Source organism: Exiguobacterium sp. s40 (assembly GCF_018617905.1).
GTDB lineage: Bacteria > Bacillota > Bacilli > Exiguobacteriales > Exiguobacteriaceae > Exiguobacterium > Exiguobacterium mexicanum_A.
The window spans coordinates 23,124-44,584 of sequence record NZ_JACSLC010000009.1; the positions used below are offsets into that span (position 1 = coordinate 23,124).

The 21,461-nt window shown below is 52.1% G+C and carries 21 protein-coding genes; 16 read left to right on the forward strand and 5 right to left on the reverse strand.

What is annotated here, in order from left to right:
- Positions 1 to 46: 46 nt before the first annotated feature.
- The 14 genes from KNP02_RS09415 (at position 47) to KNP02_RS09480 (ending at position 13,191) form a co-directional block, all read left to right on the forward strand.
- Positions 47 to 1,795, forward strand: a complete 1,749-nt coding sequence (locus KNP02_RS09415; protein WP_214708729.1) for a sensor histidine kinase — start codon at positions 47 to 49, stop codon at positions 1,793 to 1,795.
- A complete protein-coding gene (locus tag KNP02_RS09420; RefSeq protein ID WP_034781142.1) occupies positions 1,792 to 2,499 on the forward strand; it encodes a response regulator transcription factor in 708 nt (235 codons plus the stop codon). Before KNP02_RS09415 ends, KNP02_RS09420 begins: the two co-directional genes overlap by 4 nt.
- Positions 2,500 to 2,514: 15 nt before the next feature.
- Complete coding sequence (gene deoD / locus KNP02_RS09425) at positions 2,515 to 3,228, forward strand: purine-nucleoside phosphorylase (protein ID WP_034781140.1); 714 nt, start codon at positions 2,515 to 2,517, stop codon at positions 3,226 to 3,228.
- 141 nt (positions 3,229 to 3,369) lie between these two features.
- A complete protein-coding gene (locus KNP02_RS09430; protein ID WP_034781138.1) occupies positions 3,370 to 4,527 on the forward strand; it encodes an MFS transporter in 1,158 nt (385 codons plus the stop codon).
- Between the two features lie 99 nt (positions 4,528 to 4,626).
- A complete protein-coding gene (locus KNP02_RS09435) occupies positions 4,627 to 6,012 on the forward strand; it encodes an aldehyde dehydrogenase (protein ID WP_214708731.1) in 1,386 nt (461 codons plus the stop codon).
- 173 nt (positions 6,013 to 6,185) lie between these two features.
- Entirely contained in the window at positions 6,186 to 6,896 is a 711-nt protein-coding gene (locus KNP02_RS09440; RefSeq protein WP_058765723.1) for a Crp/Fnr family transcriptional regulator, read from the forward strand.
- Between the two features lie 242 nt (positions 6,897 to 7,138).
- Positions 7,139 to 7,258, forward strand: a complete 120-nt coding sequence (locus KNP02_RS09445; protein WP_232819585.1) for a cytochrome c oxidase subunit 2A — start codon at positions 7,139 to 7,141, stop codon at positions 7,256 to 7,258.
- 22 nt (positions 7,259 to 7,280) lie between these two features.
- On the forward strand, positions 7,281 to 7,751 hold the full coding sequence (locus tag KNP02_RS09450; protein ID WP_034781134.1) for a cytochrome c oxidase subunit II: 471 nt from the start codon (positions 7,281 to 7,283) through the stop codon (positions 7,749 to 7,751).
- Entirely contained in the window at positions 7,752 to 9,437 is a 1,686-nt protein-coding gene (locus KNP02_RS09455; protein ID WP_034781132.1) for a b(o/a)3-type cytochrome-c oxidase subunit 1, read from the forward strand.
- A 57-nt stretch (positions 9,438 to 9,494) separates the two neighbouring features.
- Entirely contained in the window at positions 9,495 to 10,100 is a 606-nt protein-coding gene (locus KNP02_RS09460; protein WP_214708733.1) for a kinase, read from the forward strand.
- A gap of 124 nt (positions 10,101 to 10,224) precedes the next feature.
- Positions 10,225 to 10,617, forward strand: coding sequence for a GntR family transcriptional regulator (locus tag KNP02_RS09465; RefSeq protein WP_214708735.1), 393 nt, complete (start codon positions 10,225 to 10,227; stop codon positions 10,615 to 10,617).
- The gene (locus tag KNP02_RS09470) at positions 10,595 to 11,275 is read left to right on the forward strand and encodes an ABC transporter ATP-binding protein (protein ID WP_214708737.1); all 681 of its coding nucleotides are present in this window, start codon (positions 10,595 to 10,597) and stop codon (positions 11,273 to 11,275) included. The genes KNP02_RS09465 and KNP02_RS09470 overlap by 23 nt, the downstream gene beginning before the upstream one ends.
- On the forward strand, positions 11,272 to 12,078 hold the full coding sequence (locus KNP02_RS09475) for a hypothetical protein (protein ID WP_214708739.1): 807 nt from the start codon (positions 11,272 to 11,274) through the stop codon (positions 12,076 to 12,078). Before KNP02_RS09470 ends, KNP02_RS09475 begins: the two co-directional genes overlap by 4 nt.
- Positions 12,079 to 12,087: 9 nt before the next feature.
- Positions 12,088 to 13,191: a hypothetical protein gene (locus KNP02_RS09480; protein WP_214708741.1), complete on the forward strand. Its 1,104-nt coding sequence runs from the start codon at positions 12,088 to 12,090 to the stop codon at positions 13,189 to 13,191.
- A 28-nt stretch (positions 13,192 to 13,219) separates the two neighbouring features.
- Here the strand turns inward: KNP02_RS09480 and KNP02_RS09485 are convergent, their stop codons facing one another.
- The 3 genes from KNP02_RS09485 to KNP02_RS09495 are packed head-to-tail and all read right to left on the reverse strand — an operon-like array spanning position 13,220 to position 15,501.
- Positions 13,220 to 13,861 carry a hypothetical protein gene (locus KNP02_RS09485; protein ID WP_214708743.1) on the reverse strand — a complete coding sequence of 214 codons (642 nt, stop codon included), beginning with the start codon at positions 13,859 to 13,861 and terminating at the stop codon, positions 13,220 to 13,222.
- Positions 13,858 to 15,024: a DEAD/DEAH box helicase gene (locus tag KNP02_RS09490; protein WP_034781120.1), complete on the reverse strand. Its 1,167-nt coding sequence runs from the start codon at positions 15,022 to 15,024 to the stop codon at positions 13,858 to 13,860. Before KNP02_RS09490 ends, KNP02_RS09485 begins: the two co-directional genes overlap by 4 nt.
- A gap of 54 nt (positions 15,025 to 15,078) precedes the next feature.
- The gene (locus KNP02_RS09495; protein ID WP_214708745.1) at positions 15,079 to 15,501 is read right to left on the reverse strand and encodes a hypothetical protein; all 423 of its coding nucleotides are present in this window, start codon (positions 15,499 to 15,501) and stop codon (positions 15,079 to 15,081) included.
- Positions 15,502 to 15,862: 361 nt separating this feature from the next.
- Here KNP02_RS09495 and pflB point away from each other — a divergent pair, with 361 nt between their 5' ends.
- On the forward strand, positions 15,863 to 18,109 hold the full coding sequence (gene pflB / locus KNP02_RS09500) for a formate C-acetyltransferase (protein WP_214708747.1): 2,247 nt from the start codon (positions 15,863 to 15,865) through the stop codon (positions 18,107 to 18,109).
- Positions 18,110 to 18,168: 59 nt separating this feature from the next.
- Complete coding sequence (pflA, locus tag KNP02_RS09505; protein WP_021067805.1) at positions 18,169 to 18,885, forward strand: pyruvate formate-lyase-activating protein; 717 nt, start codon at positions 18,169 to 18,171, stop codon at positions 18,883 to 18,885.
- A 39-nt stretch (positions 18,886 to 18,924) separates the two neighbouring features.
- Here pflA and KNP02_RS09510 read toward each other — a convergent pair whose 3' ends face one another.
- Complete coding sequence (locus KNP02_RS09510; protein ID WP_138859939.1) at positions 18,925 to 20,151, reverse strand: NAD(P)-dependent malic enzyme; 1,227 nt, start codon at positions 20,149 to 20,151, stop codon at positions 18,925 to 18,927.
- A 208-nt stretch (positions 20,152 to 20,359) separates the two neighbouring features.
- Positions 20,360 to 21,331 (reverse strand): ribosome small subunit-dependent GTPase A, encoded by a 972-nt coding sequence (gene rsgA, locus KNP02_RS09515; protein WP_138859938.1) that lies wholly within the window; start codon positions 21,329 to 21,331, stop codon positions 20,360 to 20,362.
- Between the last annotated feature and the right edge of the window lie 130 nt (positions 21,332 to 21,461).

Sequence of the window (21,461 nt, forward strand, 5' to 3'; positions counted from 1 at the left end):
GCTTGCATGGACCGTGATATAATGACAGCGAGGATGCGATGCGCGGATGAGCATTCGGACGAAGCTTACGGGAATGATCGCCTTGACGATTATCGTTCCCGTCATTTTGGCGACGGTCATTTCTTTTTGGTACGTCAAAGATAGGGAGCGAGAGCGGGGGCTCCAGCTCACCGAATGGTCGCTTGAGCGTGGGACGCTGCAAATGGAGCGATATATCTCGGACTTGAGCCGCCTGCCGACAAGTCTATATGCGAACCGGGACGTGCTCGATATTCTCGAGTATGGGCCGGGGCTATCCCTTCAGCAGACCGAATTGGAAGTGAGACGGGCGCTCCTCGGAATGTACTTGTCCCGCGAGGATGTGGCCCAGATTCAACTGCTCATGCTCGAAGACATGGACTCGTTCGCCGCTTATAAAATGAAAGTGTCCCCGCGTTCGAAACAGCAACCGAGTGCGATTCAACAGCAGTTGTTGAAGGATGAAGAGAGTCGCGTCCTGCTCGAGGCCTCGCATCCGCTTGTGCCGTATCATGATTTCGGTCCGCTCGTCTCGGAAGAAGAGGTCGTCACGCTTCATTTTCGGCTCGATAAGATTGAGACGGACCAGCCGCTCGCGATTCTTTCCATTGATATCCCGGAAGACGTCTTCATCGGTCAGCTCGCCTCGTTACAGAACAACCCGACTGAGAGCCTCTGGTTCATCGGAGGCGGTAATCAGGTGTTCGCGCAACTCGGTGACGGTGAAATCCCGCAAAACGTGTCGACGAACTCGTTGTCGAGCGACGGGAAGCATCACCGCATTGTCAAATCGTTCGAGTTTGAGAACCAGACGTTTTACGTCGGGAAATCGATTCCTGATCGTCTGTTGACCGAACCGGCATCGCGGACATCGTTTATCATCTTCGTTGTTGGGATGGTGTCGCTCGTATTGGCGTTGATCGGTGCGACCTACGCTTCGATGCGCTTGACGACCCCAATCAAGACACTGACATCGAATATATGGCGCATTGAACAAGGGGATATGACGGTCTCGTTCGATTCCCTGGGAAATGATGAGTTCGGTGTGCTCGGACGGCAATTCAAACGGATGATCGAACGCATTGACGATTTGATTCAACGCGAGTATCGTCTGGCGCTCGAAAATCGGACGAATGAACTGAGAGCGCTTCAAGCCCAGACAAACCCACATTTTTTATTCAACGCCTTGCAGTCGATTGGGACGCTCGCGTTGAAAGGGGACGGTAAGACGGTGTACCGTCTGATTACCCAACTCTCGTCGATGATGCGTTACACGATGCATCCGGACGAATCGATGGTGACGCTTAGGCGAGAAGTCGCCCACCTCACGTCTTACATTCGGCTGCAGCAAGTCCGGTTCCCGGATCAATTCGAGATCGAGGTCGACGTGCCGGAGACGCTCCTCGATTTGACCGTGCCGAAGATGATTTTGCAGCCGCTCGCCGAGAACTTCTTTAAGCATGGATTTGAGCGGGACGGTGCGACAGCAGCGAACCACTTCTCGGTCCGGATTCACCAAGCAGGGCCAGATCTCGTGATTCGATGTGAGAATAGCGGACGCGATATCTCGGACGAAGAGCTAGCGCTGTTAAAAGAACGGATTGAGAAGTCGACCCAACCTTTGAATGGTGCAGAAGGCACCGGTTTAAAGAACATTCGGGATCGACTCATGTTAAACTATAATCGGGAGGCTCAGTTTATGTTGGCTACACCAGAGACAGGCGGATTTCGTATTGTCATGCGTTTCCCGGCCGTAAAGGAGGCGGATGCGTCATGACGAAAGTATTGATCGTCGATGATGAGTCGCCGGTCCGGGAAGCCGTGAAACTGCTCGGGGAGTGGGAACAGCTCGGCGTCACGAAAGTGATCGAGGCGCAGGACGGGGAAGAAGCAAAACGAATCATCGCCAAGGAACGGCCGGCACTGATTTTATCGGACCTACAGATGCCTCGTTGTAACGGCATCGAGCTGATGGAATGGGTTCATAAGGAAGCTGAGGCGACCAAGCTAATCGTATTGACCGGTTATGACGAATATTCGTACATGCGGCGTGCGATTCAGCTCGGTAGTTTTGATTACTTGTTGAAGCCGATCGACCCGGACGTCTTGAATGAGACGCTTGCACGCGCTCTTGCTGACGTCACGCCTGATGAAGCGGATCCGATTCTACAGATTGGTGCGTTCATCGAGCGCCATTATGCGGAAGAACTCAGCTTACAAGGGATGAGCGAGCGCTTTTACTTGAGCCGCGAATACATATCGCGTCGCTTCAAACAACAGTACGGCGTCAACTTATCCGAATATTTGCTGTCGATCCGGATGCTCGAGGCGAAACGTCTCCTTGAGACGAGTAGACAACGTATTTATGAAGTCGCCCAAGCGGTCGGCTTTTCGGATGATAAATATTTCCGGAAAGTCTTTAAAAAACAGGTTGGCATCACCCCGAATGAATATCGGGAGCAGTGTCACCGACTATCTTGAAGGAGGAATTTAATCATGAGTGTACACATTGGGGCAGAACCAGGACAAATCGCAGAAACGGTATTGTTACCGGGGGATCCGCTTCGCGCGAAATATATCGCGGAAACGTTCCTTGAGGACGTCGAGTTATATAACGAGGTCCGCGGGATGTATGGCTTCACAGGAACATATAAAGGGAAACGCATTTCGGTTCAAGGGACAGGAATGGGCGTTCCATCGATGTCGATTTACGTGAACGAATTGATCATGTCATACGGCGCGAAAAACTTGATCCGTGTCGGTACGGCCGGTGGGATTCAAGAAGACGTTAAAGTACGTGACGTCGTCATCGCGATGAGCGCATCGAGTGAGATGGGTCAAAACCGTGTGCGCTTCAACGGGATGGACTATGCACCGACAGCGACGTTCGACCTCCTACATCGCGCTTATATGAACGCTGAAAAGGCCGGCATCCCGGTCAAAGTCGGTCAAATCTTCACAGCCGACCAATTCTATCAAGATGATTTCCACCATTTCAAGAAGTGGGCCGACTTCGGTTGCCTCGCCATCGAGATGGAGGCGGCAGGACTCTACACACTCGCTGCGAAACATAAAGTGAACGCGTTGACGATCCTTACGATCTCAGACCACTTGTTGACAGGAGAAGAGACGACATCCGAAGAACGTCAAACGACGTTTGACGAGATGATCCGTGTCGCACTCGATACAGCGGTCGAAGTCACGAACTGATGCAAATGCCCTACAAGCCACTGGTTTGTAGGGCATTTTTGTGTCCGTGCGCCTTCCCGTGTATACAAAGTGAAACCGGCAAGCTAGACTGAAGCTGAAACGAACAGTTCGAAAATCGGGCTGTACCAAGGAGTTGTGACTATGAACAAAGCATCTGCCTTTGTCATTTATAGTATCGTCTTTTTTGCTTTCTTTGATCTTTTTGCCCAGCTTCCAGTCATGAGCACGTTCGCGACATCGGTCGGTGCGACACCGTTCATCGCCGGACTCGTCATTGCCATTTATTCGTTGTCGAACACGTTCGGCAACATTTTATCGGGAATCTGGACTGACCGGATCGGTCCGATTGTCATCTTATTCGTCGGTCTCGGGCTATCGAGCCTCAGTCTATTGTCATACCATCTCGTCGACACATCGACGACGCTTCTCATCGTCCGCATCGTGCACGGGTTCGTCGCCGGCTTGATCGTACCGGCCGCGTTCACATTGTCTGCCAATTTGACCGCAGCAAACCGTCAAGGGAAGAAAGTGGCATTGACCGGCAGTTTTGTCGGGTTGGCGGCCATCATCGGGCCGGCGTTCAGTGGGATCATGGCGAGTCGAACGACCGTCCCCGTCGTTTTCACATATGTCGCGTTTTATGGGGCGATGGTCGCATTACTTGCACTCATCTTTTTACGTCCGTCGAAACTGTCGCTCGGAACATCGAGCCGTCAAGAAGAAGGAAAATCACGGCTTGAACGTGACGTCGTGAAGGCGTATATCGGTGCCTTCCTTTTAATGTTCTCGCAAGGTGCGATCGCGTTCTTGCTACCGCTTTATGTACAGTCGCTCGGCTATGACTCCCGCTTGAGCGGGACACTGCTTAGTACGTTCGGAATCATGGCGGTGCTCGTATTTGTGTTACCGACGAACCGTTTGTTCGATCAAATCGAACCAGCGAAACTTGCGGCACTCGGTGTCGGCATTCTTGGTGTGAGCCAACTGTTGATCGGCCGTGCCGAGACATCTAGTCTCTTATACGGGGTGCTCGCCTTGTACGGTGTCGGTTTCGCGATCTTATTCCCAGCCATCAACACGATGTTGATCAAAGCCACCAACCATGCCAACCGTGGCAAATCCTACGGATATTTTTATGCCTTCTTCTCGCTCGGGACGGTAACGGGATCGGCTTTTTTAGGCTGGCTTTCCATCACGTTGACGCAAAAATTCACGGTGACCGGAGGCATCTTGCTCGCCGCCGGGTTGGTTCTCGTCATGATGCAACAAGCGAAAAAGCGGAACGTGCCCGTGAGATAAGGCAGACCGAGAGTGTGCGGAGCGAAGGTTCAAAATGGTCGATGGCCAAGAGAAAATGATAAGATGAAGCTAGCGCTATCATCTAAGGGAGGCAGATTTATGCTCGCACCAATCGAACAGTTGACCATCGAAGAGCTCATCCGTAAACAACGTCGCTTCTATCGGACACAAGCGACCAAATCGCTCGCATTCCGTCTCAGTATGCTGACGTTTTTAAAAGAATCGATTAAACATCATGAGGCCGAAATTCTCCAAGCGTTGGAGCAGGATTTGAACAAATCGGAACTCGACGCGTTCACGACGGAGATTGGTTTCGTCTACGATGAGATTACACGGACGACTCGTGAGTTGAAACGTTGGATGCGCCCGAAGCGAGTCCGCGGTGCTTCGATTCATCTCGGGACGAAAAGTGAGGTCATGTATGAACCTTATGGCACGGTACTGATTATCGCTCCATGGAACTACCCGTTTCAATTGGCGATGGCACCGCTCATCGGAGCGATTGCCGCAGGGAACACGGCCGTCGTGAAGCCTTCGGAATTGACACCGAACGTCGCCCAAATAATCACAAAAGTGCTCGAACGGGCGTTCACTGACCGCTACGTCGTCAGCGTCGAAGGAGATAAAGACGTGGCGACGGAACTGCTCGCAAAGAAGTGGGACCATATCTTCTTCACTGGGTCGACACCGGTCGGAAAAATTGTCATGGAGGCGGCGGCAAAACATTTGACGCCGGTCACGCTTGAGCTCGGCGGGAAATCGCCGGCCATCGTCCATGACGATGCCAATATCGAGATTGCGGCGAAACGGATCGCTTGGGGCAAATGGATGAACGCCGGGCAAACGTGCGTCGCTCCAGACTATGTCCTCGTCCATGAATCGAAACGAGAGGTATTCCTCGAAGCCATTAAACGTGAAGCGTTCACGATGTTCGGGAATGGCGTCGGGACGAAGCGGTTCACACGAATCGTCAATGAGACACATTTCGACCGCTTGATCGGATATTTGACGGAAGGCGACGTATTTTTCGGAGGTCAGACCGACCGAGATCAATTGAAGATCGCTCCGACTGTATTGACGGACATCGAAGAAGACGCAAACGTTATGAAGGATGAGATTTTTGGGCCGATTCTACCGGTACTCACGTATCGTCAACTCGACGAAGTGATTGATTTCGTCGCAGCGCGCCCACACCCGCTCGCGCTCTATTTGTTCACTGAGACGAAAGAGGTGGAGCAGAAGGTGATGAAGCATCTCGCGTTTGGCGGAGGTTGTGTCAATGATGTCCTTATGCATTTGACGAACCCGAACCTGCCGTTCGGTGGCGTCGGTGAGAGCGGAATGGGCTCGTATCATGGTCGCTACAGCTTTGAGACGTTCAGCCATGCCAAATCGATTTTACGCAATACGACGAAATTTGATTTACCGGTTCGTTATCCGAACTTCAAAGGAGCCGAGAAGTTGATTCGACTCGTCTACCGATGATTGGATTAGACTGCAGAGAGCCTGCAGTCTTTTTTTTGTGAACGAAAAAATAAGAAGATTGTTTGAAATGTCACATACTTTTATGAAAATGCCCATTGCCCTCCTGTATAATAAAACCATATATCACGCACGAGGCCAGATTAGGCATGAGACCAGTGGAGGGAGCAGACAACATGACTATGAAATGTGGGACGACCCAACCGAACAGCTTCGTCTTCTCAGAAGAGACGAAACAGCTCTTATTCGAGATGATGACGTTTCAAGAATATTCAAAAGCGAGTATCGTTTGTTGGGAAGGAGAAAAATGCAGTAAGTTCTTTTATTTGAAGAGCGGTACCGTCAAATTCACGAAACTGACGAAAAAAGGGAGTTCGCTCATCATGTTCATATACGGCGCTGACGACTTCTTTGGAGAGTTCGACATCGACGATGTATTCCCGAGCTCCTACAGTATCGAGACGACCGAGGACAGTGTCATCGGCTGGATTTCAAAACAAGAGATGGACGAGCTCGTGCGTCAAGACGCGCAGCTGGCTACGGAGGTGTTGCGTTGGACTTCGATGATGCGTAAACAGTCCGAGATGAAGTTGCGTGACTTGTTGCTGTATGGAAAGCCAGGGGCGCTCGCCTCGACGTTGCTTCGCATGGCGGCGATGGACGGCGTCGAGTCAGCAGAAGGGATCGTCGTGCCGAAACATCCGTCAGACGGGGAGCTCGGGCAGCTGATTGGCGCACCTCGCGAGACGGTGAATCGGATGATGAACCAGTGGCGGAAGGAAGGCATGTTGACGACGACGGGGACAGAGATGATTTTGCATGACATCGATTTCTTGAAAGAGCTATGTTACTGCGAAGGCTGTCCCGCCGGTATTTGTCGGCTTTAATCTTTCAAGAGAGCTGCAACGTTTCACCTTGTCAAAGCGCGTGAAACCGAATAGGTGGTTGACTCGATTCGTATCGGGACAATCGCCTTTTTTGTATGCCTTTATACAAAATGTGAACTTTATGTGTGGAAACTACGCAAATTTGATGTGATTGTCACTTTTGAAGTGACAAATGTCACATATTAATCAGTGCCCCTTTTCATACAATGAAAGTGGAAATCAAAGGGAAAGGGGTCCTTCACGTGGAGAAAAACGATGGACAAGAACCGAACTTAAAAGGCACGTTCACATCGGTCATGATTGTCGCTGGCGTCATCATTGCCATGTGGTCGTCGGTCTTTTACTTATTTGTGACACGATAACGAGCAAGAGGAGGGAAGCACGATGCATATTCATAAACTTGAGAAGTATTGGTTAGTATTCGGCATTATTCTATTAGGTGTCTTTTTGACAGTGCTCGGTATCTCTGCGTTTGCGGCAGGGAATCAGCCGGCTTCGGACGCCGATTTGATCGACCCGGCAAAAGTGCATCAAACTGCACCGTTCGACAAACCAGGGCTTCATAAAATCGGTGACAACGAGTATGAGCTCGTCATGGTCGCCCAAGCGTTCACATTCACACCGGGCAATGTGGAAATCCCAAAAGGGGCGAAAGTCACGTTTCTCGTCACGTCACCGGACGTCGTCCACGGGTTCCAATTGACAGGGACACCGGTCAATATGATGGTCGTGCCAGGCCACATCAACTCGCTCACGTATACGTTCGAAGAAGCAGGCGAATTCTTGATTCTATGTAACGAATACTGTGGGACCGGACATCACATGATGTCGACAAAAATTAAGGTGGTGGACTAAATGAATGACGTAGCCTCAAAATTAAAACAGTGGGAAATGGAACGCGGCGTACCGGTACCAAGTATCGGTGTTAAAGAAGCGCGCCTCGCCTATGCCCATGTCGTCATTTCGGTCCTCGCCGTCCTGATCGGCGGTTTGGCAGGACTCATGCAGACGCTCATCCGAACGGGCGTCATCCCGGAAGTGTTCGGTTATTATCAACTCTTGACCGCGCACGGCATCATGCTCGGTCTCGTCTTCACGACAATGTTCATCATCGGTCTTCTTTACGCGCTCCTCGCTAAGTCGTTCGGACGTTTTGAGTCGTTCCCGACCCGGGTCGCGTGGCTCGGATTTTGGATGATCATCGCCGGTGCCGTGCTCGTCACGATCATGGTGCTCGCCAATAAAGCGACCGTGTTGTATACGTTTTACGCGCCGCTCATGGCCGACCCGATCTTCTATATCGGCCTCGTCTTGTTCGTCGTCGGCACATGGTTGTCTGCGTTCGCCATGTTCCGGATGTATGCGGACTACAAACGGGAGAACCCAGGTATTCACCCGCCGCTTCCGGCGTATATGAGTGTCATGACGATGCTATTGTGGGTCATCGCAACGCTTGGTGTTGCCGGAACGATTCTGTTCCAGCTGCTACCGCTCTCGCTCGGATGGAAAGATACGGTCGGGATTGAGTTATCACGGACGTTGTTCTGGTACTTCGGTCACCCCCTCGTCTATTTCTGGCTCATGCCAGCCTATATCGTCTGGTATACGGTCGTGCCGAAAGTCATCGGCGGGAAAATCTTCTCGGATGCGCTCGCCCGGATGGCGTTCCTGTTGTTCCTCTTGTTCTCGTTCCCGGTCGGTTTCCACCACCAGTTGACAGAGCCGGGGATTGAGCCGTTCTGGAAGTTCGTTCAAGTCATCTTGACGTTCCTCGTCGTCATCCCGTCGTTTATGACGGCGTTCTCGCTGTTTGCGACGTTCGAGCTTCGCGGTCGCGCACTCGGTGCCCGTGGGCTATTCGGTTGGGTCAAGAAAATGCCATATGGGGATGTCCGTTTCCTCGCGCCGTTCGTGGGCATGTTGTTCTTCATTCCAGCCGGAGCCGGCGGGATCATCAACGCATCGCACCAATTGAACGCGATGGTCCACAACACACTTTGGGTCACAGGTCACTTCCATATCACAGTCGGGACGGCCGTCGCCTTGACGTTCTTCGGAACGGCATATTGGCTCGTACCGGTATTGCGCGGTCGTACACTCACGAAAAAGATGAACCGACTCGGATTGATTCAAACGGGAACGTGGGCGTTTGGGATGTCAATCATGTCTTACGCAATGCACATCTCAGGACTCCAAGGTAACCCGCGTCGGACCGGACCGGCAACGTACTTCTCGGATGCGCTTACGCGCGAATGGATTCCATACCACATCGCCATGGCGATTGGCGGGACGATCCTCTTGATCTCGGTCCTCATCTTCGTTTACTCAATGTTCAACTTGTCGTTCCTCGCGCCGAAAGGAGAGGAAGAATTCCCGCTCGCTGAGACGGAAGAGGCAGCGATGGAGACGCCTCGTTTCTTTGAAAACTGGAAACTATGGATCACCGTCACGTTCGTCTTGATCGCGTTCGCTTATACGGTCCCGATTTGGCACTTGATTGAGAGTGCGCCACCGGGAGCGAAAGGCTGGGTGCTCTGGTAAACTGAAGTCAGCCCTGTAGTTTAGGGCTGACTTTTTTTGTAGGAAGGGGATGAGGGGATGGACACTTTACGGGAAACCATTCGTCGAGAACACGCCAAGTATCCGCAAGGCCGGCCGTTCATCGTCGCCATCGATGGATTGAGCGGAGCTGGGAAGACGACGCTTGTTGATCAACTGTGCGGGACCTCACCGAAGGAAGTGATGCTACATATCGATGATTTTATCGTCGAGCGGCATCGGCGTTACGGGACGGGACAATCGGAAGCGATGGAATATTATGCGCTCCAATGGGACGTCGACTTACTTGTCCAGACGTTGTTCGAACCGTTGCGGCAAGGGGAGACAACGCTGACGTTACCGTACTATGCGCGCGACCGGGACGAAATCGTCATGCGAACGATCGAGATTGCTCCGAACGCACTTGTCTTGATTGAAGGGATTTTCTTATTGCGAGCCGAGTGGCGCGATTATTTTGACTACGTCGTCTATCTCGACTGCCCACGAGAGGTCCGGTATGAACGGGTCTTGAATCGGGATACGTATATCGGCGAGTTGTCGGAGCGGATTGCCAAGTACGAGCGCCGGTACTGGCCCGGAGAAGTGCATTATTTGAAGACGGTCAACCCGAAAGCCAAAGCCAATCACATCGTTCAATCCAGTTGACGCATCCACTTATAGGAGGATGCGTTTTTATTTTGGAAAAAACTGTTGACTCCGTTAGTGTACTATGGTGATAATACAGTCAGGTAGTGTATTAGTCGCATCATACACTTAGAGAGGTGACCACATGATCATACAATTCAACACGAGAGCCCCGGTCTACATCCAAGTCGTCGACTACTTCAAAAAGAAAATGGCACTTGGCGAACTGAAAGCGGGCGAAGAGATGCCGTCGCGGCGTGAGTTAGCGAGCGAATTGAAAATTAACCCGAACACCGTCCAAAAGGCGTTCAAAGAAATGGAGGAACAACAATTGATTACGACCGAACGGAATCGCCCAAGTCGCGTGACGACCGATGAACATGTATTGAAACGGATCCGTACCGAACTCGTCGATGAGGCGGTCGCCGTCTTCGTCGAATCGATTCAAGAACTCGACGTCACGATGGATGAGCTCGTCGATAAAATCAAACGGCAATACGGGGAGGGGAATCTCGATGATCGAAGTATTGGGAGTTAAAAAACGTTACCGGAGAAAACAAGTTATCGAAGACGTGTCGTTCACAGCCCAAAAAGGAGAAATCACGTGCCTGATCGGCTTGAATGGGACCGGGAAGTCGACCATTCTCAAAGGGATCATGGGGCTGACGCCATTCGACCGGGGCACGGTGCTCGTCGACGGCAAACCGCTCGACTTGAATCGTGTCGCGTTCGTACCGGATCATTCGACGTTCCCCATCCATTTCACCATTGAACAGTGCGAGGCGTTCATGCGCGACTTTTATCCAAAGTTCGACCCGAAATTGTTTGCCCGTCTTGTCGATGAGTTCAAGCTGTTCCCCGAGGACAAGTTGAATGAACTGTCGAAAGGGACGCTCGCGAAAGTGAATTTGGCGCTCGGCATCGCCCAAGACCCGGACTATTTATTGCTCGACGAACCGTTCTCGGGCATCGACGTATTCTCGAAAGAACAAATCGTCGAGTTGTTCTCGAGTGACATCATGGAAGACCGCGGCGTATTGATTACGACGCATGAGATTGAAGACATCGAATACTTGGTCGACAAGGCCGTCATGTTGAACCGCGGTCGAATCGTTCGCGAGTTCGACGTCGAGGACGTCCGTTTCATTCACGGCAAGTCGATCGTCGATGTCATGAGAGAGGAGTATGGCGCGTGAACCTATTAAAATTACTCGGGTGGGAAGTGGAGCGGGCGACGAAACCGTATCTCATCTTGATCACATTGCTTGTTGTCGCACAGTTCGCTTGGCTCGGCTTCTTTTTATGGAGCGAGACGAATATGTATGAAGAGATTCGTCTCACCGGGACGCCAGATTACGTCTTAACGTTTGCCAATTATCTCGGAGGGACGCCGTTCATTTTGTCAATCGGCGTGGCCGTCGCAGCGATGCTCCTCTATAGCTTTTGGATTTGGTATCGCGACTTCCAAGGCCGTGGGACGTTCATGATGCGCCTATTGCTCATGCCGCAACAGCGGATGATCGTCTTCGGTGCGAAGCTAGTGACGATGATGTTGATGATCCTTGGCTTGTTCTCCGTCCAGTGGATTGCGCTCAAACTCCAGTACATAGCGTTTTCGAGTTGGTTGGACTCGCAGATGATTCCGGTGGGTGGCTCCTTCGAACAGGCCATCGGCTACGATGGGGCGCTCTCAATCATGTATCCTGCTTCAATCGTCAACTTTATCATCCATCAAGTGCTGATTGTGATCATCATTTTATTCGTCTTCACATTCGTGTTGATTGAACGAAGTCTATGGCAACGGACAATGTGGTCGTCAATCATTGCGATGCTGATGCTTGGAACGTTGATTGTCGTTCCTATGACGGCACTTTTCTTCCTGGAGAACCGCTTGTTTATGGATGAGATAACGCTTGTGATTGGTCTCGGTTTGATGGCATGGATGATGGCAGCGGTGTGGATTAGTCGTCGTTACCTAATGAAGAAATTAAGTGTGTGAGGTGAGCGTATGAAACGAATGTGGAATGTGGTCGCACTCGGTGCGGTCGTCGTCATCGGTCTCGGGACGTTCGCTTTCGATATGCGGGACACGAAAGCGGAATGGGAGTTAGATATCAAAACGAATCCTAGTGTGTGGAAGTCACAAACGGTTGGTCTATTTTACGGAACGGAAGAAGAAGGTACGACGGAACGATTCCAATTGACGACCAATCGTAGTCGTGTGACGAGCAATGTGAACTATATCGAAGAGGCGTTAAATTATCGGAGCGAGGTAGATCCGTCAGTTCGTGGTTTTTATCGAGAATTGTCTGGCTTAAGTTTTATGCAATCGATTCGAACAGCTGACGGCTATATTGGCGTCGGCCAGAACGGGAACAAAGAGATTGCGGTGTTTCGAATGAATGGACAAGAAGTCACCAAACAAGTCTTTGGGAATGAAGTTGATGGCGCTTCTGAATTGATGGACAGTCCTTGGGCCGGCCTCTTTGTTCATGACGGAAACGTGCATGTCATTTACCGAGATGGTTATGGAGAGAATCCAGAGACGAAAATTGCTAGGTTCGATGAGGCTGCCAAACAAATCGTGATCGAGAGCGTGGCGTTACAAGATGAATCCATTTCGACCGTGACTGGAACATCGTGGGCTTTCCGACCGCACATGGCGACGATTGACGCGGATAATCGGTTCATCCCGGTTGGCATGACCGAGCAAACATCCATCACGGAAAATAGAGAAACTTATTTAAGTGAGCAAGAAAAGATTGGGATTTATGCGTATGATGCGGAAACGAAGCAAGTCGTTGAATTGATGCCAGACGGTGACATGTGGAACGCAACGGTGTACGAGGATCAATTGATTTCCTTACAAGAAGACGGGACCGAATTCGTCATCGATTTGAAGACTGGGAAGCAGTCGACACGTTCAGTCATCGATGGTTCGGTCGGCACGACCTCATACGTCGGGGACCGACTGTACCATGCCCGCCCTACGAAAGACGGGGCCGTCATCGACGTCTATCAAGATGGAAAAGCCATCTCGAGCGCCACGGTGAAAGCGACGAACGACGAGGCGAAAGCATTGGTGACCAACACAGAATATTACGTGGAATAAAAAAAAGCGAGAGGCGGCTGCCTCTCGCTTATTTTGATGGTTTCGGGATGATGACCCCTTCTTCTAGATCAAGCAACATGTCGATCAGTTCCGCACAGAACTCCGGGAACTGGTCGAGGAACGCACCCGGACCGACCTCATCGGTGAAGTCGATATACAGGTCTGAAACGTTACCGGCCATTTTCGCCGGGAGGGCGAGGAATGCCGACCCGAAGCGCCAGTTGCCGCGGATATCGAGCAGTTTGCCGAGCATCATATCGCCCGGTTCACGAGCTTCCGGAAGCATCACTTTGTAAATCTCTTTCGTCTCCCAGTCGCGCAGTCCGTCCTCGGTCACTTCGAACACGGAGCAACGCGGGACCGCCAAGCCCCTGAGCGCGTGATAGAGGGCAGGAGACATGTCGGCCTTATGGTCCGCCAAGTAGCGGCCATGCGGCGTCATCCCGTCCTCATCCGTCTCGAAAAAGACGGCCCAGTCGATAAAGAGGTCACGGAATAGCTCCGCGTCTTTCAAGTGCCACGTGCCTTCCGAGGCGATTTCTTGAATATAGTTCGTCCATTGCGTGCTGCGCGCGAGCGCGGCTTGCTCATACAACTTTTTCAGCTCGGCCAGCAATTCGGACTCTTCTACGAGCAAAGGGAATGGAATCACTTTCCGGTCTTTTTTCATCGGCGAGGTCCTCGCTTGTTCGCAGGGCGTTTCACGACCGGCGGTTTGTCTTCGATTCGTTTCTCGATGACGTCGCCACGGTAAATCTCGAGTTCTTTCAATTCAACGCCGAGTTGACGGGCGAACGATTTCAAATGGGTCAAATCCTCATCTGTCACGAGCGAGAGAACCGTCCCAGCCGCGTTTCCGCGTGCTGTCCGGCCTGAGCGGTGAATAAAGTCATCGATTGATTCTGGCAAGTCGAAGTGGACGACGTGCGTCACTTCCTCGATATCGAGACCACGGGCTGCGAGGCCAGTCGTGATGAGAAGCGGGTAGTCACCTTTACGGAACTCACGAAGTGTTTCGACACGTTCGCGCTTTCCTTTCAAGCTGTCGAGCATACGATAGTTCACTTTCATCTTGTCGAGCTCACCTTTCAACGGTGGCAAGAACGACCGGTTGTTGATGAACGCGAGCGCTTTGACGTTGTCGACGTGAGACAGGCGGCGGAGCAACTCTGGTTTATACCGGCGCGTCGTCAACATGTAGCCATAGGTGACTTGTGCGCTTACCGCCCGCTCGATTTTCACGTGGGCCGGTTCGTTCAAGAATGGGGCAGCCCAAGCTTGAAGCGTGTCTGTGAGTGTCGCCGAGACGAGGGCGATTTGATGTTCATGCGCCGTATGTTTGATGATCCGTTCGGCAGATTCTGTCAAACCGCTATCGATGATTTGATCGGCTTCGTCGAGGACGATCGTATGCGTCTCGTGAAGTTTCAACTTTTTCTTCTCAATGAGTTCGACGAGTCGGCCCGGTGTCCCGACGATTAAATGTGGTTTTTTCTTCAACCGGTCGATTTGACGTTTCAACTCGACGCCACCGATGAACGAAGCAATGCGGACGTCACCTTTCTCGGTGAAGCGTTGCGCGACCGTTTGAATCTGCATGACGAGTTCACGCGTCGGCGCGACGATGACGACTTGGATGCGGTCGTTCGAAGCGTCGATTTTTTCGATGGCGGGTAATAAGTAAGCAAGTGTCTTCCCGGTACCTGTCGGCGCTTCGATCGTGACGTCTTTTCCGTCAAGAAGAAGCGGGAAGGCTTCGGCTTGGACCGGCATTGGTTCAGTAAAGCCAAGGCGATCCCAGGCTTCGTTAATAAATGGTTTTGTAAAGTTCATATCAATTCTCCTTATCGTGGGGCAAAAACAAAGGAAGCATAAGCGCTCCCTGTCTTAGATATAGCGAACATGTTCATTATCTTGGTCGAATGAAGAACGGAGTGTCTGTGTGAACGTCTGTCCGTCCTCGATGAGTTTGATGTGCACATCGATTTGGTCAGCCGACGCCTCGACGCCTTCGACGGTGAAGCCTTGATACACACGATACTGCAATTCTTTCGTCAACCGTTCGTATGAAGCGAGCTCTGGATACGTCGCTGCCACGTCAATCGGGCGCGAGATGAGAGCAACGAGCAAGTTATCGCGGTAGTCGATGAAATCCTCGTTTTCGATGTCGTCGTCAAACCGAATCCAAAAACCTGCGTCTTCAAATTCTGTGATGAATCCGTCACGTTGTTCACCGTTATCCTCTACTTTAAGAGAGATGCGGTCACCGGTCTTTAAATCGTGAGCGGCTGTCAATAATTCGTACGTCATGGGAAGAACCCCTTCCTCTTCTACAATGTTCTGCCTTCATTGTGTCCGATATAAGGCAAAAATTCAAGTTCTATCACCGAGGTGTGAGGTACATCACTACGAAAACTGTATAAATCGTCACATCCCATCTGAAATGATACAGAAATGAGTTGAATCCTGCCGAAACAAGACTTATCTGTTTCAGAAGGAAGGGTGTTTGCATTATAACAGTATTTAAAGCGCTTACAAAAAACGGCTTTATGCCAACGTTCATGAGATTGTTACAACTTTCACAAGAATGTAAAACAAAATGTTCACGTTTTCACGTACACTCAACTTATAGACAGCACGCAGTTATCTCAACTATGAGGAGTGACCCACAATGGCAACCGAAATTAAATCAGCCTGGTCAGGATTTGTACCTGGGCAGTGGACGAACGAAGTGAACGTCGGTGAGTTTATCCGTTTGAACCGACACGAATACACAGGGGACGATCATTTCCTCGTCGGACCGACCGAAGCGACGAACCGTCTTTGGGCACAAGTGATGGAATTGACGAAAGAAGAGCGGGAACGCGGTGGTGTTTGGGCGGTCGATCAAAACAATCCGTCGACAATCGTCTCGCACGGACCGGGATACTTAAACAAAGAGCTCGAGAAAGTGGTCGGCGTTCAAACGGACGAGCCGTTCAAACGTTCGATTCATCCAAACGGCGGGATCCGGATGGTCGACGCTGCCCTTGAGTCATACGGTTTCGAGCCGAACCCTGAAATCACAAAGATTTATTCGGAAATTCGCAAAACGCATAACCAAGGTGTCTTCGATGCGTACACACCTGAGATGCGGGCGGCGCGGAAGTCAGGGATCATCACAGGTCTTCCTGACGCTTACGGCCGGGGACGGATCATCGGCGACTACCGTCGTGTTGCCTTGTACGGGTTAGACTTCTTGATTGCAGAACGTAAAAAAGACTTGGCGAACCGTGGCGGTTTCTTATCAGAGTCAGATATTCGGACACGGGAAGAAATGTCTGAGCAGCTCCGGGCCCTCCAAGAGTTGAAACAACTCGGTGCGGCGTACGGGTTTGACCTCGGCCGTCCGGCGGAAAATACACAAGAGGCGTACCAATGGGTATACCTTGCATATCTCGCAGCCGTCAAAGAACAGAACGGCGCCGCGATGTCACTTGGACGTGTCTCGACATTCCTCGATGTTTACGCAGAACGTGATATCGAAGCAGGTCGTTTGACCGAGTCAGACGTTCAAGAAATCGTCGACCACTTCATCATGAAGCTCCGGATCGTCAAATTCTTGCGCACGCCTGACTACAACGAATTGTTCTCGGGGGACCCAACGTGGGTGACCGAGTCAATCGGTGGGATGAGTGAGGATGGTCGCTCGAACGTGACGAAGAGCTCATTCCGCTTCTTGCATTCACTCTCAAACCTCGGGCCAGCACCAGAACCGAACTTGACGGTGCTTTGGTCGACGAAATTGCCAGAAGGATTTAAACAATATTGCGCGAAGATGTCGATTGAGACGTCTGCGATCCAATATGAGAACGACGACCTCATGCTTCCAGAGTTTGGCGACGACTACGGCATCGCCTGCTGTGTGTCACCGATGAAGATCGGGAAACAGATGCAGTTCTTCGGTGCCCGCGCCAACATGGCAAAAGCACTCCTTTACAGCATGAACGGAGGCCGCGATGAGAAGAGCGGCGACCAAATCGCACCGGTTTGGGAGATGAACACCGAAGACGTGCTCACGTACGACAAAGTGTATGCCGACTTCGACCGGACGCTCGATTGGCTCGCCGAGCTCTACGTCAACACGCTCAACGTCATCCACTTCATGCACGATAAATATGCGTATGAACGGATCGAGATGGCACTTCATGACCCAGAAATCCTACGGACGATGGCATGCGGAATCGCCGGTCTCTCGGTCACAGCAGATAGTCTGTCAGCCATCAAATATGCGACCGTGAAACCGGTCCGAAACGAGCAAGGCATTGCTGTCGACTTCGAGACAGAAGGCGACTTCCCTAAATTCGGCAACAACGATGACCGTGTCGATTCAATCGCCGTCGAACTCGTTGAGTCGTTTATGGAAAAAGTGCGTAAGCATAAAACATACCGCGACGCGCTCCATACGCAATCAGTCTTGACGATCACATCAAACGTCGTCTACGGCAAGAAAACAGGCAACACACCGGACGGACGCAATGCCGGCGAACCGTTCGCCCCAGGTGCGAACCCGATGCATGGCCGCGATACGAAAGGTGCTGCCGCATCGCTCTCATCAGTCGCGAAACTTCCGTTCGAGCATGCGCAAGACGGGATCTCATACACGTTCTCAATCGTACCGAAAGCACTAGGCAAAGAAGAAGTAGCTCGTGAACTCAACTTAGCGGCACTTCTTGACGGCTATATGGGCGGCGAGCATAAAGGACATCACTTGAACGTCAACGTCTTCAACCGTGAAACGTTGCTCGATGCGATGGAGCATCCGGAAGAATATCCACAGCTCACCATCCGCGTCTCTGGCTATGCGGTCAACTTCATCAAGTTGACGCGTGAACAACAAATCGACGTCATCAACCGGACGTTCCACGGTTCATTGTAAGTAATCAAGGCTTGGCGGCCTTCACTCGAGGGCCGCTCATTCGTTAGGAGGTCATTTCGATGACAATGGGATATGTACACTCGGTCGAATCGTTTGGAACCGTTGACGGCCCGGGAATTCGTTTTATCGTCTTTTTACAAGGTTGTGCGCTTCGTTGCTTGTATTGCCACAACGCTGACACGTGGGATTTCAAAAAGAATAACCATCGTTCGGCCGAGGACGTCATTCAAGAAGCGCTCAGCTATCGTCCGTTCATGGAAGCATCAAAAGGCGGTATCACGATTTCAGGGGGCGACCCGCTCGCGCAGCCAGAGTTTTTAGAAGCGCTCTTGCGTGAAGCGAAGAAACACGGGCTCCACACGACGCTCGACACGTCGGGTGCACTTCGTCCCCCTAACTTGGACGCCATCTTAGATCATACGGATCTCGTCTTACTCGATATCAAACATATCGACGATGACATGTGTAAGAAACTGACAGGACGGAGCAACGTCAACACGCTCGCGCTCGCTGAACATTTATCCGAGCGCGGAACGAAAATGTGGATTCGCCACGTCCTCGTCCCGGAATGGACACTTGATGAAGGAGCGCTCCGCCGCACGGCCGCGTTCATTCAAAAGCTCGACCACGTCGAGAAAGTCGAAATTTTGCCGTACCATGAGATGGGTGTCTATAAATGGGAGGCACTCGGTCTCGACTATCCACTCAAAGGGATCAAACCCCCGACGACGGAAGAAGTCGAATGGGCGGAAGGAATCTTACAAGGAACCGTTTAAAAAACTGCGCAGACCGTCACGGTCTGCGCAGTTTTTGGATTACAAATGTTTTTGACTGACGTGCTGACGGATGGCTGCCTCATCGAGTGGGCGCTTGGCGACGCCGGTCTCGACGGCGGCTTTGGCGACTGCGACTGCGACGGCGGGTGCGATTCGCTCATCGAACGGGCTTGGGATGACGACCCCGTTTATGAGATCTTCCTCGGTCAACAAGTCGGCAATCGCGTGGACGGCCGCTTCTTTCATCTCTTCGTTGATCTCGGTGGCGCGAACGTCAAGCGCCCCGCGGAAAATACCAGGGAAGGCGAGGACGTTGTTCACTTGGTTGGCGAAGTCGGAACGACCGGTCGCGACGACACGCGCCCCAGCTTTTGTCGCGAGGTCCGGCATGATCTCCGGAATCGGGTTCGCGAGTGCAAAGATGACCGGGTCGACAGCCATCGAACGAACCATCTCTTCGGTGACGGCACCGGCCGCCGAGACGCCGATGAAGACGTCGGCACCTTGAAGCACATCGGCGAGCGTCCCTTCATGTTGCTTCCGGTTTGTCGCTTTGGCGATTTGATCTTTGAACGGGTTCATCCCTTCGACGCGTCCTTCGTAAATTGCGCCTTTCGTGTCACAGATGACGAGGTCTTCGACGCCGAAACGCTTCAACAGTCTCGCGATGGCGATGCCGGCAGCCCCGGCACCGTTCATGACGACCCGAAGTTCAGGCATCGTCTTGTCGACGAGTCGCAGTGCGTTGACGAGACCTGCTAGGACAACGATGGCCGTCCCGTGTTGGTCGTCATGGAAGACGGGAATCGGGAGCGATTGTTTCAAACGGGCCTCGATTTCAAAACACTCGGGTGCTTTAATGTCTTCTAAGTTGACGGCACCGAATGTCGGCGCAAGCAGTTCGACCGTCCGGACGATTTCGTCGACGTTATGCGTGTCGAGACAGATGGGGAACGCATCGACCCCGGCAAAGCTTTTGAACAAGACGGCTTTCCCTTCCATGACCGGTAGTGCGGCTTCTGGACCGATATTGCCGAGACCGAGCACGGCGCTCCCGTCCGAGACAACGGCGACCGTGTTGGCGCGGAGCGTGTAGTCATACGACAACTCTTTATCCTCGGCGATGCGACGGCACGGTTCGGCGACACCTGGTGAATAGGCGAGGCTGAGCGCTTCTTTCGTGTCGACGTCGACTTTCGGTGTCGTTTCCAATTTTCCGTGATGGAAGGCATGCATCTCGAGTGCGCGTTCGTTCAATGTTTTCATAAGTCTCTCCCTATAATTAGCGATTTTAATCTGTGACAATACGAGTCCATTGTAGCGGAGAAACCGCTTACTTTCGAGGGTTTTACCTGCATTTGGGCGAACTATTTCTGAACGATTGTTCACAAATGTCGGATTGGTGATAAGACTTGGTGCTAGGGCAGGAAGGTCGAAAAAGGAGCCACAGTTTTTCTGTGACTCCTCTCTTAGATTAAGCTTTCGTTTTTCGTTTCTTCTTCTCAGCGAGACGCGCCGCCTCTGCTTGCCGTTTTTCCGCGTAGCGGAGCTCGCGCTCGAGCTTGACGAAGCTCTGATAGCGTTTCGCATCGAGTATACCGTTTTTGATGGCGGATCGGACGGCACAGCCCGGTTCGGTGCTGTGCGCACAGTCCCGGAACCGACACGTCTCGGCGAGTGCCTCGATATCCCGAAACGTGTCGTCGAGGTGATCGGCCCCGTCCCAAAGTCCGAACTCACGCATGCCCGGGGTGTCGATGACGAACAAATTGTCAATCCGGAACAGTTCACGATGTGTCGTCGTGTGCTTGCCGCGTTCATCGCTCTCGCGTACGGCTTGTGTCTCGGCGACGGTCTCACCGGCAAGCGCGTTCGTCAGTGACGATTTCCCGACGCCGGACGAACCGACGAGTACGATCGTGCTTTCGCTCGGCAGTGCGGCTCGCAACGCCTCGACGCCGTCGCCTGTGAGTGAACTGACAGGGAAGACATCGACCCCCGGAACCGTCAAAGCGAGCTCATCGACGAGCGCCTCGGCGTTGTCGACTTGGTCCGATTTCGTCAAGATGATGAGCGGGGTGGCTCCGGTTTCCCACGCGGCGAGCGAATAGCGCTCGAGCCGGCGCAGGTTGAAATCATGCCCGCACGCCATCGTGATCAAGATAAAATCGACGTTCGCGCAGATCAATTGTTCGCGCGTCTCGTTGCCGGCAGCTGCCCGTGACAGGACAGTGCGCCGCTCAAGGAGACGTCGAATCACGCCTTGACCATGCTCACGAACGGTGAACTCGACGAAGTCGCCGATGACCGGATAGTCGCGCTCGCTTTCGGCCTCATGTCGGAATTTCCCGGTGACACTGCACGTATAGTTCGCACTTTCAGTCGTGATGGTATACATATGTTGGAACTGTGCCGTGACACGTCCCGTTGTCGTTGTTTGATTCAAATAGAATCCTCCTTTTAGTTGTGGAGGACAGTCGCCCTCCTGTTGGCTGACAAAGTGTGTACTGCGAATTGTACGGTGCTCATAAAACATCATCCTTTCGTTGTTCGATGCCTCTAGTATAACACACGAT